The 17,103-nt window shown below is 68.9% G+C and carries 12 protein-coding genes; 9 read left to right on the top strand and 3 right to left on the bottom strand.

What is annotated here, in order from left to right:
* Positions 1 to 16 precede the first annotated feature (16 nt).
* From FHS98_RS04255 to FHS98_RS04225, 7 genes are all read left to right on the top strand, one after another.
* A complete protein-coding gene (locus FHS98_RS04255; RefSeq protein ID WP_167100515.1) occupies positions 17 to 664 on the top strand; it encodes a hypothetical protein in 648 nt (215 codons plus the stop codon).
* 121 nt (positions 665 to 785) lie between these two features.
* On the top strand, positions 786 to 1,577 hold the full coding sequence (locus tag FHS98_RS04250; protein ID WP_167100512.1) for a type VI secretion system accessory protein TagJ: 792 nt from the start codon (positions 786 to 788) through the stop codon (positions 1,575 to 1,577).
* The gene (tssE, locus tag FHS98_RS04245; protein WP_167100509.1) at positions 1,574 to 2,101 is read left to right on the top strand and encodes a type VI secretion system baseplate subunit TssE; all 528 of its coding nucleotides are present in this window, start codon (positions 1,574 to 1,576) and stop codon (positions 2,099 to 2,101) included. The genes FHS98_RS04250 and tssE overlap by 4 nt, the downstream gene beginning before the upstream one ends.
* The gene (tssF, locus tag FHS98_RS04240; protein WP_243847858.1) at positions 2,098 to 3,966 is read left to right on the top strand and encodes a type VI secretion system baseplate subunit TssF; all 1,869 of its coding nucleotides are present in this window, start codon (positions 2,098 to 2,100) and stop codon (positions 3,964 to 3,966) included. Before tssE ends, tssF begins: the two co-directional genes overlap by 4 nt.
* Positions 3,930 to 4,973, top strand: a complete 1,044-nt coding sequence (gene tssG / locus FHS98_RS04235; RefSeq protein WP_167100506.1) for a type VI secretion system baseplate subunit TssG — start codon at positions 3,930 to 3,932, stop codon at positions 4,971 to 4,973. The genes tssF and tssG overlap by 37 nt, the downstream gene beginning before the upstream one ends.
* Positions 4,970 to 7,612: a type VI secretion system ATPase TssH gene (gene tssH / locus FHS98_RS04230; RefSeq protein ID WP_167100503.1), complete on the top strand. Its 2,643-nt coding sequence runs from the start codon at positions 4,970 to 4,972 to the stop codon at positions 7,610 to 7,612. Before tssG ends, tssH begins: the two co-directional genes overlap by 4 nt.
* Before the next feature lie 16 nt (positions 7,613 to 7,628).
* Entirely contained in the window at positions 7,629 to 9,956 is a 2,328-nt protein-coding gene (locus FHS98_RS04225; RefSeq protein WP_167100501.1) for a serine/threonine-protein kinase, read from the top strand.
* Here the strand turns inward: FHS98_RS04225 and FHS98_RS04220 are convergent.
* Genes FHS98_RS04220 through FHS98_RS04210 form a run of 3 tightly spaced genes read right to left on the bottom strand, consistent with a single transcriptional unit; the run spans position 9,953 to position 14,039 of the window.
* Positions 9,953 to 12,355 (bottom strand): DAHL domain-containing protein, encoded by a 2,403-nt coding sequence (locus FHS98_RS04220; RefSeq protein ID WP_167100498.1) that lies wholly within the window; start codon positions 12,353 to 12,355, stop codon positions 9,953 to 9,955. The two genes, FHS98_RS04225 and FHS98_RS04220, sit on opposite strands and share 4 nt — an antisense overlap.
* Positions 12,352 to 13,272, bottom strand: a complete 921-nt coding sequence (locus FHS98_RS04215; RefSeq protein ID WP_243847857.1) for a cytochrome-c peroxidase — start codon at positions 13,270 to 13,272, stop codon at positions 12,352 to 12,354. The genes FHS98_RS04220 and FHS98_RS04215 overlap by 4 nt, the downstream gene beginning before the upstream one ends.
* Positions 13,273 to 13,286: 14 nt before the next feature.
* Positions 13,287 to 14,039, bottom strand: coding sequence for a response regulator (locus FHS98_RS04210; protein ID WP_243847856.1), 753 nt, complete (start codon positions 14,037 to 14,039; stop codon positions 13,287 to 13,289).
* 372 nt (positions 14,040 to 14,411) lie between these two features.
* Between FHS98_RS04210 and tssK the strand changes: the two genes are divergently transcribed.
* Both tssK and icmH read left to right on the top strand, forming a co-directional pair.
* Positions 14,412 to 15,755 (top strand): type VI secretion system baseplate subunit TssK, encoded by a 1,344-nt coding sequence (gene tssK, locus FHS98_RS04205; RefSeq protein WP_167100495.1) that lies wholly within the window; start codon positions 14,412 to 14,414, stop codon positions 15,753 to 15,755.
* Positions 15,752 to 17,101: a type IVB secretion system protein IcmH/DotU gene (icmH, locus tag FHS98_RS04200; protein WP_167100492.1), complete on the top strand. Its 1,350-nt coding sequence runs from the start codon at positions 15,752 to 15,754 to the stop codon at positions 17,099 to 17,101. Before tssK ends, icmH begins: the two co-directional genes overlap by 4 nt.
* The last annotated feature ends 2 nt before the right edge of the window (positions 17,102 to 17,103 follow it).

Below are 17,103 nucleotides of genomic sequence, written 5' to 3'. Positions count from 1 at the left end.
CTGTTGGAAGACCGTTATGCATCTCGAAACATTGGGTGGCGCCGTCTCTTATCAGCGGCTTCGCGGATCACAGGTCCATTCGCTCAGCACGCGGGCGTTCGCGGTTGAAAGCATCTCCAACATCCCGGCCCGGCTGGCCACGGGCGGGCTGGTGTTCAGCGAGGCGGGCGTCGGCGTCTTTCCGGTCGCCGTCATCGCCGACAGCGTGAAGCAGGCGCTCGACGCCATGAAGAAGAGCGACGTGCCGATCTATATCGAGCAAAAGGGCGCGCTCATGGAGGCGGGATTCTCGATATGCGGCAAGATCGTGCCGAATTTCACGGAAGTGCCGCCGCTGCGCATTTATGATGCCGACAAGATTCTCATCAAGAGGATTGGCGGGTTCTTCATCGATACCGTGGGGAACGCGCTCCAATCCATGGATGCGCTTATCACCTTCAGGGATAATGGAATGGGAGGTACGATACGCGAGGCGGTCACCAAGCTCCCCGAGACATTCGAGACCTATGGTGAAAGCCGGCGGCCGTTCGGATCGCCTCCGAAATCGGCGGCCAAGGCAGGCGTCATCATCTCGATGTATGACACGGGCGGCTGCATGAACTCGCGCCGGAAAGCGATTGCCATAGCGGAGCTCGGGCAGCTTCTGATGCGCCGGTTCACCTGAACGCGCACGTCTGCATGACAATCGTAACCTGATGCCCCGCCGTTGAAATCGGGGCGAAGCGGTGGAGCCCTAGCCCGGCTCCGTTCGGCAATCCGGCCGTCAGCAGCGAGGGATGTATATGATGTCGGTCGTTTCCCTGAACGAAACGCACACCGCCCAACTGCTCGCGGCCGGGGACGTTGCCGAGGCGCGGCGGCAGCTCGTGCAGGGCGTGCGCGATCGCCCGGCGGACCAGCGTGCCCGGATGTTTCTATTCCAGTTGCTTTGCGTAGAAGGCGAGTGGGAGAAGGCGCGGGCTCAGCTTCGCGCTCTCGCCGAATTGTCCCCGGAAGCGCAGATGCTCGCGGCGGCCTATGGCCAGGCCATCGAGGGCGAGCAGGCGCGCGCACGGGCCTTCGCGGGTGAGGAAGCCGCCTCCCTGCTGATCGAGGCCCCGGCCTGGGCGGAAGCCCTCGTGTCGGCCATCGCGACCGGTGAGCCGGACGCGGGGGCGCTCGATGCCTGTCCCGATACGCCGGGCGATGTGGACGGCCGGCCGTTCGACTTCCTCTTCGACGGGGACGCCCGCTTCGGCCCGATGTTCGAAGCGATCGTTGCCGGGCGCTGGGGTCTGATCCCCTTCGCCATGGTGGAGGAGATCAGCACCGAGGGACCGGTCGACCTGCGCGATCTCGTATGGTTGCCGGCCGGGATCCGCTTCCGTCAGGGGCCGGCGCTCGCCGCCATGCTGCCGGTGCGCTACCCCGGCACCGAGCGCGAGCCGGAGGGCGGGCTGCGCCTTGCCCAGATGACCGAGTGGCGCGAGGCGGGCGGCCTTGTCCGGGGTAATGGCCAGCGCGTCTGGACCACTGGCGAGGGCGAGGATGTCGGCATCCTCTCGTTCCGCCGCATCCGCTTCGCCGATCCATCATGAGCAGCCGGATCAACCCGACATTGTTCGACAAGCTGGTCGCCGACCTGGAACTGGACGGCCTGCGCGACGATGGCGAGGATCTGACCGGGCTCGACCGGTCGCTCCGCTTCTACACCGTGCCGCGCCTGGAGCGGTTCAACGAGGCGGCGATGCGCGCCACCGTGTTGCGCGAGCTGAACTGGCTGCTCAATACCACCAGTTTCGGTTCCGTGCAGGATCTTGCGCAGGCGCCCGAGGTCGCGACCTCCACGCTCAACTATGGGCTGGGCGACCTGACCGGCAAGCTGCTGACCCGGCAGGCGGTGCAGTCCCGCGCGCGAGACATGCGCGAGGCGATCCAGCGTTACGAGCCGCGCGTCGACCGGCATAGCCTCGACGTCGAGGCCGACCCCGCGCGCGAGCGGGCCAACAGCGTCGGCTTCACCATCCGCGGCGACATCGCCACGGCGGTGCGCGCCTTGCCCGTCGAGTTCCGCACGGACGTCGAGATCGACACCGGCGCCGTGACGCTCTGGGGCGAATGATGGATCCCCGGCTGCTCCGCTTCTACAATGACGAACTCGTCTATCTGCGCGAGAGCGCGCGCGAGTTCGGCGAGGAATATGAGACGGTCGCCGGCCGTCTCGGCCTTGGCGCCACCACCGAGGTGGACCCCTATGTCGAGCGGCTGCTGGAAGGCGTGGCCTTCCTGGGCGCGCGGGTGCAGCTCAAGCTGCACGATCAGTTTCCCGATTTCACCCAGCATCTGCTGAATGCGGTGCAGCCCCATTATTGCGCGCCGACGCCTTCCATGTGCGTGGTGGGCTTCGAGCCGCGCGAAGGCGATACGGCGATGGCGAAGGGCGTGCCCGTGCCGCGCCACACGAAGCTCCATGCCATTGCCGGCGATCGCGACAATTCGCCTGTCACCTTCCGCACCGGCCATGAGGTGACGCTATGGCCGCTGGCCATCGTCGAGGCCGAATATCTGGGCTCGCGTTCGGAAGTGGCGCCTTTCGTGCCGGCGGGCGGCGGCGAGGCGATCGAGGCGGGGCTGCGCCTGCGGATCGCGGCGACCGGCGGCGTGCGGCTCGCCGATCTGAAGCCGGGCGCGCTGCCCCTCTATCTCGACGGCGCGGAAGCGGCGCCGGGCGAGCTGTACCGCCAGTTCATCGGCGATGCCGTCGCCGTCGCCGCGCGTCCGGTCGGCTCGGCGACCGCCACGGTCCGCCTGCCGCTGCCGGCCCAGCACGGGTTCGACGAGCAATGCGCATTGCTGCCGGCCGACCGGCGTTCGCATCGCGGCTATCGGCTGCTGAGCGAATATTTCGCCTGCCCCGAACGCTTCCTGTTCGTGCGGATCGAGGGGCTGGACGAGGCTTTCGCGGCCTGCGGCGATGCGCAGGCGTGCGATATCGTCATCCTGTTCCGGCGCGCGGTGGAGGGGCTCAAGGGCGCCGTCTCCTCCGCCAATTTCCGCCTGTTCGCGACGCCGGCCATCAACCTGTTCGAAAAGCAGGTGGACCGCATCCCCGTGAGCGGCTTCGAGCATGAGCGGCAGGTGATCGCGGACCGCACCCGTCCGCTCGGCTTCGAGATATATCGCCTGCTCGACGTGAAGGCGTATGGGCGGGATGGCGGCGATGCCCGGCCGGTGGCGCCGCTCTATGACTTCGCCGGGCTGCTCTATGACTGGAGCGATGCGCTTTTCCATGTGACGCGCCTGCGCCCGCGCCGTCTTTCCACGCGCGAGCAGCGGGCGCGGAGGCGCAGCGATTATGTCGGCACCGAAACCTGGCTCAGCCTGACCGCGCCCGGCCGGCCCGAGCGGCTGGAGGAGGTGCGCGAGCTTTCGGTCCGCGCGCTCGTCACCAACCGCGAATTGCCGGAACTGGTGCGGACGGGCGCCGCCTCGCCCTTCGTTGCGGAGGGATTGCCGGTGCGCGCCATCCATATCCTGCGCCCGCCGACGCCGCCGCGTTCGCCGATGGGCCTGAACGATGGCGCCTGGCGCGTGATCGGGCATCTGACGCCCAACTACACCTCCTTCGCGGCCGGCGAGGACGGCGATCCTTCTGTGCTGCGCGCCCACCTTGCGCTCTATGGGCGGGTGGAGGACGCGGCGCTGCGCCGGCAGGTGGACGGCGTGCGCTCGATCCGGGCCTCGCATGTCTCGCGCCGCGCGCCGGGGGCGGGGCCGAGCGCCTTCGTGCGGGGGCAGCGCCTTCGCATCGCGCTCGACGAGGCCAGCTTCGAGAATGCCCGCATGTTCCTGTTCGGCGCGGTGCTGGAGCGTTTCCTCGGAGAATTCGCCTCGATCAACAGCTTCACCGAATGCGTTTTCGACACCGTACAGCATGGGACGTTCGCGTCATGGCCCGCCCGCATCGGCCAACGCCCGACCATCTGAGCTATCTCGCCCGCGCGGCGGAGCGGATCGGCGCGCTGGCGCCGTTCGCGCTGCTGCGCGGGGCGGAAGCGCGCGCGCATGGCCGCCCTCGCATCGGCGCGTCACGCCTGCCGGCGCAGGATGTCGTCACGCTGGCGCAGGTGCCGTCGCTCGCTTTCCCCGCCGCGACGCTGGATTCCGTGCGCATCGCGGATGGGCGGGCGAGGGTGGAGGGGCATTGGCTGGGCCTGACCGGGCCGATGGCGCCGCTGCCGCTGCATCTGAGCGAGTTCGCCTCCTATGAGCGGCGTTATTCGAAGAAGCAGCCCTTCGGCGGCTTTCTCGACGTGCTCGCCGGGCGGATGCTCCAGCTTTTCTATCGGAGCTGGGCGGTGGCGAGCCCCGCCGCCAGCGCCGACCGGCCGGAAGAGGATCATTTCGGCGATCGGATCGCCGCGCTGACCGGGGCTGAGCAGGGCGTGCGGCCCGATGCGCTGCTGCCCGCCCGCGCGCGGCTTCGCTATGCCGCGCTCTATGCCTCGCCGCGCAGCCCGGCGGCGATTCAGGATGCGCTGGCGGACCTGATGCGCGCGCCGGTCCGCATCGTCGAGCATGTCCCGCGCTGGCGTGACGTGGAGCCCGACGAGCGCAGCCGCGCCGGTCGCGGCTTCGCCAGCCTCGGGCGCGACGCGGTGGCTGGCGGGCGCGTGCGGACCGTCTCCGATGCTTTCCGTGTCGTCGTCTCGGTGCCGAGCGCGGAGGTGATGAACGAGCTTCTGCCCGGCGGCCGCCGCTACGCTCTGCTGGTCGAGGCGCTCGATGCCTTCGCGCCGCCGCATCTCGAATGGGACATCGAGCTGGAAGTCTCGAACGGCGCCATCCGGCCCGCCCGGCTGGGCGGCGGCGGGCGTCTCGGCTGGTCGGGCTGGATCGGCCCGCTGCCGCCTGACGGAACCCGCTCAGACACCCGGCTCGGCATCAGCGCCCGCCGCCTTGCACAGACCCGAAAAGAGGAAGCTATCGCATGACCGAGATCAGCCGGTCCGCCCTGTTCGGGCGGCTCAATCCCACCGCTCTGAAGGCGATCGAGACGGCGACGGGCTTCTGCCGCATCCGGGGCAATCCTTATGTCGAACTGGCGCATTGGCTGCATATTCTCTTGCAGGACGGCCAGAACGACGTCGCCGCGTTCCGCACGGCCTTCCGGGTGGACGATGCCATCGTGACGGGCGACGTGCTGGTCGCGCTCGACAGGCTGCCGCGCGGCGCCACCGCCGTGTCGGACTTCGCGCCCCAGATCGAGGAGGCGATCGAGAAGGCGTGGCTCTATGCCTCGCTGATGTACGGCGCGCGGCATGTGCGGACCGGGCATCTGATCCTCGCCATGCTCAAGACGCCGACGCTGCGCTCGCTGCTGTTCGGCATCTCGCCCGAGTTCCGCAAGCTTTCCGCCGAGCAGATCGGGGAGGAGTTCGCGAGCCTCGTTTCGACATCCGCTGAAGGCTCCGCAGAAACGGCCGCCGATCCGGCCGAGGGGGCCGCGTTGCCGGAGGCCGCGCTCGGCGAGGCGCTCGCCCGCTTCGCCGTGGACCTGACCGCCAGAGCGAGGGCCGGCGAGATCGATCGGATCGTCGGCCGCGATGCCGAGATCCGGCAGGCGATCGACATCCTGTTGCGCCGTCGCCAGAACAACCCGATCCTCACCGGCGAGGCGGGCGTCGGCAAGACCGCCATCGTCGAGGGCCTCGCCCGCCGCATTGCCGACGGCGACGTGCCGCCCGCGCTCAAGGACGTGTCGCTCTACGCGCTCGACATCGGCCTGTTGCAGGCGGGCGCCGGCGTGAAGGGCGAGTTCGAGAAGCGGCTGCGGCAGGTGATCGACGAGGTGGAGGGCTCGCCGCGCCCGATCATCCTCTTCATCGACGAGGCGCACACGCTGATCGGCGCGGGCGGTCAGGCGGGCACGGGTGACGCCGCCAACCTGCTCAAGCCCGCGCTCGCCCGTGGCCGGCTGCGCACCATTGCGGCGACCACCTGGGCCGAATATCGCCAATATTTCGAGAAGGATCCGGCGCTCACCCGCCGCTTCCAGCCGATCGCCGTGGGCGAGCCCGAAACGGATCGCGCGATCGCGATGCTGCGTTCGCTGAAGGGCGTGATGGAGAAGCATCATGACGTGGTGGTGCTCGACGAAGCGGTGCAGGCGGCGGTGCGCCTCTCGCAGCGCTACATCCCGGCGCGCCAGCTTCCCGACAAGGCGGTGAGCCTGCTCGACACGGCGGCCGCGCGCGTGGCGGTGTCGCAGCACGCGACGCCTGCGGCGGTCGAGGACGCGCGGCGGCGGATCGAGCTGCTGGAGGTGGAGCTTGAGGTCGCCACCCGTGAGAGCGAGGGGCGCTATGCCCCCGACGGCCGCGCCGTCATCATCGAGGCGCTGGAGGCGGCGCGCGGCGAACGGGCTGATCTCGAAGCGCGATGGGAGGCCGAGAAGGCGGCCATCGAGGATGTGAGCACCGCGCGTCAGGCGATGCTGGCGAACGGGGAGGGCGGCGAGGCTCTCGACGTCGCGCTCACCCGATCGAGGGAGTTGCGTGGGGACCGGCCGATGGTGTTCGGCGAGGTCGATGCCGATATGGTGGCGGCGGTGGTCGGTGACTGGACGGGCATTCCCGTCGGCCGGATGGTGAAGGACGAGATCGCCTCCGTCCTCGTCATCGAGGAGCGGCTGAAGCGCCGGGTGATCGGCCAGGACGAGGCGATGGACGCCATTGCCAGGCGTGTCCGCACCAGCCGCGCCAAGCTCGACAATCCGGTGAAGCCGGTGGGCGTCTTCCTGCTCTGCGGCCCGTCGGGCGTCGGCAAGACGGAGACGGCGCAGGCGCTCGCCGAGCTGCTCTATTCGGGCGACGACAGTCTCATCACCATCAACATGAGCGAGTTTCAGGAGGCGCACACCGTCTCGACGCTGAAGGGCGCGCCGGCCGGCTATGTCGGCTATGGGCAAGGCGGCGTGCTGACCGAGGCGGTGCGGAGGCGGCCCTATTCGGTGGTGCTGCTCGACGAGGTGGAGAAGGCCCATCCCGACGTCCACGAGATGTTCTTCCAGGTGTTCGACAAGGGCTACATGGAGGATGCGGAAGGCCGCTACATCGATTTCCGCAACACGCTGATCCTGCTCACCTCCAACGTCGGCACCGATCTCATCACCACGCTCTGCGAGGATGAGGAGATGGCGCCGGCTGCGGACGGGCTGGCGCAGGCGCTCAGGCCGGAGCTGCTCAAGGTCTTTCCGCCGGCGCTGCTCGGCCGGTTGACGGTGCTGCCCTACCGGCCGCTCGCGCCGGCGGTGCTGCGCGATATCGTGCGGCTCCAACTCGATCGCGTCGTCCGTCGCGTGGACGACAATCTCGGCGCGCGGCTCGACTATGATGAGGCCGTGGTCGAACTCATCGTGTCGCGTTGCCAGGAGGTGGCGTCGGGCGGGCGCATGATCGACGCGATCCTCACCAACTCGATGTTGCCGGAGCTGTCGGTGACGGTGCTGGAGCGGCAGGCCGTCGGCGGCCGCCTCGCCAGTATCCATGTCGGCGCGGACGGGCAGGGCTTCACCTATCGCTACACCGACCGGGACGAAGCCGCCGAGCCACGGCTCGAAGCGGCGGAATGAGCGGGCGACATCCATCATGACAGGGGCCGACGACGTGAACGATCCAGACCTGCCCGCCGACGACCGCACTGTCGTGGCGCCGGAGGTAAGCGCGGGCGCGAGCGAGCGTCGTGGCCCGCGGCGCGAGGTGAGCCTCGAACCGGGCGACGTGCTGAACGGCATCTACCGGGTCGATCGCTTCATCGCCCGCGGCGGCATGGGCGAGGTGTTCGAAGGGGTGAACATCGAGAGCGACGAGCGTGTCGCGATCAAGGCGATGCGCAGTCATCTCGCCGCCGATCCCAAGGTGCTGGCGATGTTCCGCAAGGAAGCGCAGGTGCTCACCCGCATCGCGCATCCGGCGATCGTCCAGTATCGCGTGCTGGCCCGCGATCCCGATCTGGACCTGCACTATATCGTCACGGACTTCATCAACGGCGAGCCGCTGTCCGCCCATCTCGACGGCACGCGGCCGAGCATCGCGGCCGTGGTGCGCTTCGCCCGGCGGCTCGCCGCGGGGTTGGAGGCGGCGCATGAGCATGGCGCCATCCATCGCGACATGTCGCCCGATAATATCCTGCTGCCGGATGGCGTGCTCGAACGTGCCAAGATCATCGATTTCGGCATCGCCAAGAGCCTCGACGTCAGTGCCGAGACGGTGGTGGGGGACGGCTTCGCCGGCAAGCTCGGCTATGTCGCGCCCGAGCAGTTCGGCGATTTCGATCGACAGGTCGGCCCCTGGACCGACGTTTATTCGACGGCGCTGGTGCTGCTGGCCTTCATCCGCGGGCAGGCGCCCGATATGGGCAAGACGCTGTCCGAGGCGATCGAGCGGCGCCGGGAAGGGCCGGACCTGTCGGGCCTGCCGGCCGCGATCGAGCCGCTGCTGAGCCGGATGCTGGCCCCCGATCCGCGCGAGCGCATTCGCTCGATGGCGGACGTCCTGACCGAGCTGGACCTGATCGACGCGAGCGAGGAGGAGCCGGCGCCGATCGAAACGCCGGTCGCGCCTCCGGTGATGGCGGAGCCGGCGAAGGCCGTGGAAACGCCGCCCACCACCTTCCTGCCCGCCGATCCGTTCCCGCCGCCGCCGATGGCACAGCCCAAGGCTGCGTCGGCGCCTGCCTCGCCGCCGCGCGCCAGACCGCGCAAGGCGGCGCGATCGTCGCGGCGCTGGATCGGCGGGGCGGTGGCGCTGCCGGTGGCGGCCATCGGCGCGGTGCTGCTTCTCCACCATAAGTCTCCGCCCCCCGCGCCGGCTCCGGTGCCCATAACAACGGCGGGGATCGCCACCCCGCCGCCGCAGCAGGCGAGAGTGGGTGATGTCGCCTCGCTGCTGAAGGCGATGTCCTGCGCATGGCTCCATGCGGATAGCGGCGCGCCGACGCTGCAAGTGTCGGGTGGTGCGCGCGATCCCGTGACGCTGGACGATCAGGTGATGGCATCCGCGCGGGCGAACGGCCTTGGCGTGCAGTCCGTCAATTCGGCGGGCGTCGTTCAGGTGCCCGAGACGCGCTGCGATCTGATCGAGGCCCTGCGCACCGTAGAGCCCACCGGCGACGACGAGGCGTTCAAGCTGGTGTCGACGACCCGTCTGCTGACGCTCGGGGTCGGCACGCCAGGCTGTCCCACCGATCCCGCCGCCCGGACCGACCTGACCATAGTGGAGCGCGATCCCAGGCGGGATTTCGCGCTGTTCTCGATCCTGCCCGACGGTGGCGTGCATCTGCTGGTATCCGGGCGCAGGGAGTTCGCCGAGCTCGCCCGCCGCCAGCCCCGGAAGTTCCAGGATCTGGGCGATGGCCGCTTTCAGGTGTCCGCCTGCTACGGTGCTGCCGGGCCGGTGGGAATCGTGCTCGTGGATGGGCAGGGTGCGTTGGACCTCGGCCTGTCCGAAAACTTCGCCGGACAGCCGCCGGAGGACTTCGCGCGTCATGTCCGAAGCATGGCCTCGGTGCATGGCTGGCGCACGCGTTCGGTCTGGCTGCGGATCGACGCCGCCCCGCCGGGCGCACCGGTCCACCCCGTCGCGGAACCCGCCGTCGACAAGCCGGCCGCGGCCCTCGCGCCTGCGCTGGCGCCGCCGCCCGTCGGCGCAGCGGACGAGGCGCTGCGCCCGGCGTTCAGACAACATGCCGAGGCCACCAGCGCGTCCGATTTCTCCGCTTGCCGCCGCTGGGACGGCAAGCGGTGGACCGAACTTGGCTACAGCTCCCGCGCGGTCTGCGTGGAGCGCGTGTTCAAAAATCGCTGCGAGATTTCGAGCGGGCAGTTCGGCGACAATCCGCTTCGCCGCTATGACGGCCGCATCGAGTGGATGCGCGGCAATCGCTGGACCGCGATCGCGAAGGCGGACGCGTGCTAGGCCGGCTCGCTCTCGGCGTCCTTGCGTGCGAGGGCCAGGGCGACGGCGAGTTCGTGGACGCGTAGCGGGTAATGGAGTGTCTCGGACTCGTCGTGCGCAATGAGGGTCGCGACGACATGGGGCAGACCGGGCGCTTCGGTCAGCAATCGGTCGAGCGCTTCCGTCACGAAGCCCGGCTCCGCCCCCGCGATCAGCAGCAGATCGCTCTGCGTGATGCCCTCCAGCGCATCCTCGATCGTGGTGAAGCCCCACGGCTCATATCCGAGCGCGGCGATCAGCTCCTCATCGCGGCCCAATGCGCCGGGATCGGGATTGAGGAGCAGGATTGTCTGCCCGTCGCCGCGCATGACGGCCTGCGGCGCGGGCGCACGCTCCCTGTCGACCCGCGGCAGCCAGACGGCGAAGCGGCTGCCGCGCCCCACCTCGCTCCGCACGTCGATCGAGCCGCCATGCTGCTGAACGACCTCCCAGGCGGTGGAGAGGCCCAGCCCCGTGCCGTTGGGGCGCGTCGTGAAGAAGGGATCGAACAGGCGCGGGAGCACGTTCGCGGGAATGCCATGCCCCTCATCGGAGATGGCGATCACGATATAATTCCCCGGCCGGATCGCGGCGTGGCTGAGGCGGCGCGAGGAAGGAAGCGCGACATGTTCGATGTCGCAGCGGATGCTGCCGCCCTCCGGCATGGCGAAGGCGGCGTTGTGGCAGAGATTCAGCAGCACCTGCTGAAGCTGGACCGCATCGGCTTCGAGCATGGTCGGGGAGACATGGTCCCCCAGATAGAGCGTGATGCTGGAGGGCAGCGAGGCACCGAGCAGGCGTGCCGTCTCCTCCACGAAGGGGCCGAGGGATACGGCCTCGTGAGGCCGCTCGGCCCGGCGGCCGAAGCGCAGCACCTGATCCACCAATATCCGCGCCCGCCCCACGGCGGAGCGGATCTCCATCAGATCGTGCCTGGCGGGCGAAGCGCCACGGAGATGCAGCTCGGCCGTCTCGGCAAAGCCCGCGATCGCGCCGATGATGTTGTTGACGTTATGGGCGATGCCGCTGGCGAAGGCGCCGATCGTCTCCATGCGACGACCCTGGGCGAGCTTGCGCTCGAACTCCAGCCGCTCGGTCTCCAACTGGTCGCGGTGAAGCGCCTGGAGGATGGCGGCGAGCGCGGCGGACAGGCCGGTCATCGTCTCCGTCTCGACGCGCAGCGGGCACCTGTCGCTCTCGATGCCGAGCACCACGGCATCCTCAGTCTCGGGCGAGCGCAGCAGGATCAGCGAGTGAGGCAGCACGCCTCCTTGATCGATCGCCATACGCTGCACGGCCGGGAGCGCGGCCAGCGAGCGCAGATTGATGCGGTCGTCGGCCCATGGTTGCAGATGGATCGCCGCCTCGACCACGGCGCGGCTGCGGGCCGGCACGAAGTCTCCGCAACGGGACCAGAAATAGCTTGTCGAACGCGTGTCGTTGAGCAGCAGATAGGCGCGATCGGCCTCGACATGATGGGCCAGCCGCTCCAGCGCGTGCTGGATGCGCTCCGGCAGCTCGCGCGAGCGCGCATCGATCATCAGGCCGAGAATGGTCGCGTGGAGATGCTCGAAATCACCCCGGCGGCGGAGCGAGCGGACATGGAAATGAACCTCCAGGACCAGCAGCAGGAAGACGATCAGCGCGAAGCCCGTGATTCCGGCGAGGGCCAGCTTGCGGCGGTGGATGTCCCGGTTGATCGCATCGTCGATCCGGTTGATGGAAAGATGAACCTGATCGAGGTCGTGATCGACGGGAACGGCCAGGAAGCTCGCGGCGATCTGGTCCACCGCCGGCAGCAGGCGGACGAGCAGGCGGGCGTGGTTGAGGAGCTGGCGGGCCTCCTCGCTGTCCGCATAATCTGGCGAATGTTCGTAACGGGCGATGCCCAAATCCGCATCGGCCACGACGTTGGGCGTGGTGTCGAGCGTCAGGCGCAGCACATGCGCGGCGAGCAGGCTGGCCGCTTTCGACGCTGTCGGCGTGGAGGAGGCGAGCGTGATGCGCGCCAGCGAATTCTGGAGGAGGGCGTTGTCCGACTTGAACTGCTCCGCCAGCCCCATGCGCACATTGCCGTCCGCGGCGAGCCGACGGACGGCGCTTCCCAGCGCAGGATCGCGGCTGGCCAGCCGGGTCAGCCTGGACAGAGAGGCGTCGATTTCCGCCGTGTCCGCCGTCATCGGATCGTAGTTTCGCAGCAGGCCGGCGCGCGCCATCAGCAGATCGCGCTGGAGCGCACGATCGGCCAGCGCATAGGAATCCAGCGCATGATAGGCTCCGATGGTCCAGCGCTGCTCGGACATGCTGGGCATCAGCACGATCCACAGCCCTCCGCAGGCGAGGAGCGTGGCGATCGCCAGCGCGGTGCGCCAAAGCCTCACCGCCTCGGCGCCCGGACGGGGCGGCCCTTGTAGCTGCCCGTCAAAGTCCCGAGGAAGGCCGTGATGTCGGCGACGTCGCCGGGCGACAGGGTGATGTCGAGCTGCGCGCGAGCCATCGACAGGATAGCCGTCGAGAGATCCGGCGCGCTGCCATCGTGGAAATAGGGGGCGGTCGTCGCGACATTGCGCAGGCTGGGCACGCGCAGGACAGCGGGATTGGGGGATGCGAGCGGGTGGAAGATGCCGTGCCGCTGGAAGAGATTGCCGCCGATGTTCACGCCCTGATGGCAGGATACGCAGCCAACCGACTGGAAGCGCGCCCATCCGCGCCGTTCCTGCGCCGTCAGCGCCCGCCTGTTGCCCGCCAGCCATTGATCGAAGCGGGCGCCGGGTGTCGTCAGCGAGCGGAGATAGAGCGTCAGGGCGTCGATCACGGCGGGCTCGTCCAGCTCGCGATGATAGGCCGCGCGCACCTGGGCGGCGAGGACGGGATCGCGGCGGAGCCGCTCGATGCCCGGCCCGTCGCCTCCCATGACGTGCGGGTTGCGGAGCGATGCGGCGATCATGCCGGGCGCGCTCGTGATGTGGCCGGTCCAGGTGAAGCGGAAATTCAGCGTGCTGTTGAACACGGTCGGGGTGTTGAGCGGCATCGCCGTGCCGTCATCGCCCCTGTCGAAGGGCCGCGCGCTGGCGCCGTTGGTGGAGACGTCGTGGCAGGACCAGCAACTGATGCGACCATGCAGCGAAAGCCGAGGATCGGCGAACAGGCGCTCGCCCACCGCGATCCTCGCCTGATCCGGCGCGGGCCGGGATGGCAGGGGAAGAACCGGGCGGCGCGTGTCCGGCGCGGCGACGGCGCGCAACGAGAAAAGGCCCGACGCGGCCAGCGTCGCCGCGCCCAGCAGCAGGGCGGGCAAGGGCAGCCGCTGTTTCAACTCACCCGCACGTCGGCATCGAAGATATAGCCGGCGCCCCGCTGGGTGCGGATGAAACGCGGCGCGCGCGGATCGTCCTCCAGCTTGCGGCGCAGGCGCAGGATCTGCACGTCGATGCTGCGATCGAACACATCCTCATGCAGGCGCGTCGCCTGGAGGAGATGTTCCCGGCTGAGCACCCGTCGCGGCGCTGCGACGAAGGCGCTGAGCAGCGCGAATTCGCCCTTGGTGAGCGATACGGTCTGCCCGTCCGGGCTGGTGAGCTCCCGGCTCCGCTGATCGAATTGCCAGCCTTCGAAGCTGTAGCGATGCTCGGTGCGGCGGGCGGGCGTCAGGCTGTCCATGTTGCGGCGGCGGAGCGTGGCGCGGATGCGGGCGAGCAGCTCGCGCATCCCGAACGGTTTGGTGATATAGTCGTCCGCACCCAGTTCGAGGCCCACCACGCGGTCGATCTCGTCGCGGCGATGGCCGGTGATGAGGATGATGGGGACGATGCTCTTCCCGCGCAGCTCGCGCAGCAGGTCGAGCCCGTCATCCTCGCCCAGATGCAGGTCGAGCACCACGAGGTCCGGCTCGCGCACGGCGAGCGTGTGCATCAGCCCCTTGCGCCCGGATACCGCGCTGGCGCGCATGTTGTGCTCGTTCAGATAGTTGACGATCATACGCTGCATCGCGGGCTCATCGTCGACGACGAGGATTCGCGCGGCATGCGGTTCGGTTACGGTGCCAAACGCTTCGAGCATTCGCATGTCCGGTCCCACTCCACTCGATACGCAAACGGTTTCACGCACTAGACCGCGTTTCGTTCGAGGCAATGCTATGGTGACAAGCGCTGTCATCGAAACGAGGCGTCTGCGACGAAAGGATCTCGTCGTGGGACGGCCCGCGGCTCGCGTCATCCGGCATGATGACGTCCGGCGGCCCCTCTAACGGCATGATTTTCGAGCGTCCATGCGCCCGGATCGCTTCCGGCCCCCTGCATTACATTTGAAACGCGACAGCCCCCTGCGCGACATGGGTTTGAAACGCGGAGACCGCCATTCCGACGCCCTCTGGCCATCGGGAACGCTGTCGATGCTTTTCGCACATCTCCACATTCTGCCTGCCGCGACGAGGCGTCCGTGAAGGGTGGGCGGGTCGCCTGGCGGGAGGGGCTGTTCCTGCGCCAGCAGCATTTCCAGCAGCAGGATCGCCATATAGACGCGCTGGTCGCGGCCCATGCGCGCGGCGCCGGCCCCTATCGCTGGGGCGTGATCGAACTTCAGATCAATCGCGATCTCGCCGCGCTCGGCAAGTTCGCGGTGGAGAAGCTGGTCGGCATCCTGCCCGACGGCCTTCCCTTCGCCATCCCCGGAGACCTGCCGCCGCCACTGCCGATCGACATACCCGCCGACACCCGCGACGCGTTGCTTCAGCTCACTCTCCCGGCGCATCAGCCGGGCGCGCTCGAATATCGCACGCGCGGAGAGGGCGGGAGCGAGGCCGTCCGCTTCGTGGTGGACGAAGAAGAGGTGATCGACAATTTCGCCGAGGAGCGGACCGCCGAGCCGATCGAGATCGCGCGCCCCAATCTCGCCTTCGGCATCACGCGCGACCAGACCTATGGCCGCATCCTGCTGGGCCTCGCCCGCATCCGCGAGACGAATGCGGGCGCGCTGCTGTTCGACGAGCGCTATATCCCTCCCTCGCTCGACATCCGGGCGAGCGCGCGGCTTTCGGGCTTCCTCTCCGACATCGTCGGCCGCTCCGCGCAGCGGATCGAGGAACTGGCCGTGCGCGCGGTCGAGGCGACCGATGGCGGGGCCGAGACCTTCGCCAATTTCCTGCTGCTCCAGGCGCTCAATCGCTGGAAGGGGCAGCTCGATCATCTGGCGGCGCTCCCGATGGTGCATCCCGAGCGGCTCTACGAGGCGTTTCTCGGCATGGCGGGCGAACTCGCCACGCTGACCCATCCCGATCGCCGGCCGCCGCCTTTCCCGGCCTATGGCCATGAGCGGCTGCGCGAAACGTTCGAGCCCGTGGTGGAGGCGATCCAGGCGGCGCTGTCGGCAGTCTACGATCGCTCGGCCATCCAGCTCCCGCTCCAGCAGGCGGGGCCGGGGGCCTATACCTCGCGGATCACCGATCCGGCGCTTTACCAGACCGGCTATTTCTACCTCGCGGTGAGCGCGCGCCTGTCGCTCGACGATATCCGGGCGCGCTTCCCCTCGGTCGCCAAGATCGGGACGGTGCAGAAGATGCGCGCGATCGTGGACTCCGCGCTCGCCGGCGTGCCGCTTCGCCACACGCCGACGCCGCCACCCCAGATCCGGGGCATCCCCGGCTATGTCTATTTCGAGCTGGACCGCTCCTCGCCGGATTGGGCGGCCTTCGCCAGCGCCCCTGCGCTGGGCCTCCATGTCGCGGGCGACTGGCCGGAGCTGAAGCTCGAACTCTGGTGCGTGAAGAAGGCGGCATCCCGATGACCGACGATCGCGCCGACAGCGAGCGGACGGTATTCAGCCCAACGCCACTTCAGGAATTGCGCTCGCGAGGGAGCGGCGGGACGGCCTTTGTCCCCGCGGCCGCCAACGGGGAGGTGGGGCCGTCCATCCGCTTCACGCCTGACGAGGACATGCCGGAGCCGCCGCCCCGCGCGCGGCCGCGCAACCTCATGCTGGAGGCGGGATCGCCGCTCCTCGCGCTGATCGCGGCGGTGCGCTCCGGCCGGCTTTCCATCGAGTTGCCGCAACTCCATCAGAAGGCGACGGCCGCCGCCATGCGGTTCGACGATGCGCTGGCGAGCGCGGGCTATGACGACGAAACACGCCGCCGCGCGCGCTACGCTGTCTATGCGACGGTCGATGACGTGGCGCAGAACCTGCCCGGCAAGGCGGCCGATGGGGCCGAATGGGCGCGGCGCAGCATGGTGGTGCGCGGCTTCGGCGAGAATATCGGCGGTGACCGCTTCTGGGCGCTGCTCCAGGAAATGCTGTCGCGCCCGGCCGATTATGCCGAATTGATCGAACTCTATCATGCCTGTCTCGCCGCCGGGTTCGAGGGACGGCACCGGATCAGCGACGATGGCCGGAGCCGGCTGCGTCAGATCCTGACGAGCGCCTTCGCCGCGCTCCCACACGCGCGCCGCGTCTCCGACACCGAGCTGGTGCCGCATTGGCGGGGCCAGCCGACGCCGCTTGGCCGGGTCGGGTTCTGGGCACCGCTGGCGCTGGCGGCGAGCATCCTGCTCGGTGTGCTGCTGCTTGTGGTGCTGGCGCTGCGGTTGGTGCTGATCGAGACGGGGCAGCCCTCCATGGCGACATTGCTTGCGATCGATCCCGATCAGCCGCTCCGCCTCTCGCGAAGTGCGGCGCCACCGCCGCCGCAGTCCGACGCACAGCAGCAGCGCGTGCAGGGCTTTCTCGCCGACGAGATCGCCCGGAAGCTCGTCGTGGTCGAGGAAGACCCGGCCAGCCTGCGCGTCCGCACCACGGTGGGCCAGCTCTTCCAGTCCGGCTCGGACGCGCTGGAGCCGGGTCGGCAGGCCCTGTTCGAGCGGATCGCCGATGCCGTGGACAAGGAGAAGGGCGCCATCCGCATCGACGGGCATACAGACAGCGATCCCATCTCGACGCTCACCTTTCCCGACAATCTCGCCCTGTCGAAGGCAAGGGCGGAGGCGGTGGCGCGGATCGTCCGCAGCCATCTCACCGATCCCTCACGCGTGACGGCGGCGGGGCTCGGCGCGACCCAGCCGATCGCCAGCAACGCCACGCCCGGCGGCAAGGCGCTCAACCGCCGCGTCGAGATCGTCATTCCACGGAGCCAGTGACA

This window comes from Sphingomonas oligoaromativorans, assembly GCF_011762195.1.
Lineage (GTDB): Bacteria > Pseudomonadota > Alphaproteobacteria > Sphingomonadales > Sphingomonadaceae > Solisphingomonas > Solisphingomonas oligoaromativorans.
Note: the sequence above shows the minus strand (reverse complement) of the source record. Positions and strands in the feature narration are given on the sequence as shown.

Bases quoted from the DNA above. Each gene is read 5' to 3' on its own strand.
- FHS98_RS04255 (WP_167100515.1), top strand. From the start codon at position 17: ATGCATCTCGAAACATTGGGTGGCGCCGTCTCTTATCAGCGGCTTCGC.
- FHS98_RS04250 (WP_167100512.1), top strand. From the start codon at position 786: ATGTCGGTCGTTTCCCTGAACGAAACGCACACCGCCCAACTGCTCGCG.
- tssE (WP_167100509.1), top strand. From the start codon at position 1,574: ATGAGCAGCCGGATCAACCCGACATTGTTCGACAAGCTGGTCGCCGAC.
- tssF (WP_243847858.1), top strand. From the start codon at position 2,098: ATGATGGATCCCCGGCTGCTCCGCTTCTACAATGACGAACTCGTCTAT.
- tssG (WP_167100506.1), top strand. From the start codon at position 3,930: ATGGCCCGCCCGCATCGGCCAACGCCCGACCATCTGAGCTATCTCGCC.
- tssH (WP_167100503.1), top strand. From the start codon at position 4,970: ATGACCGAGATCAGCCGGTCCGCCCTGTTCGGGCGGCTCAATCCCACC.
- FHS98_RS04225 (WP_167100501.1), top strand. From the start codon at position 7,629: ATGACAGGGGCCGACGACGTGAACGATCCAGACCTGCCCGCCGACGAC.
- FHS98_RS04210 (WP_243847856.1), bottom strand. From the start codon at position 14,039: ATGCGAATGCTCGAAGCGTTTGGCACCGTAACCGAACCGCATGCCGCG.
- icmH (WP_167100492.1), top strand. From the start codon at position 15,752: ATGACCGACGATCGCGCCGACAGCGAGCGGACGGTATTCAGCCCAACG.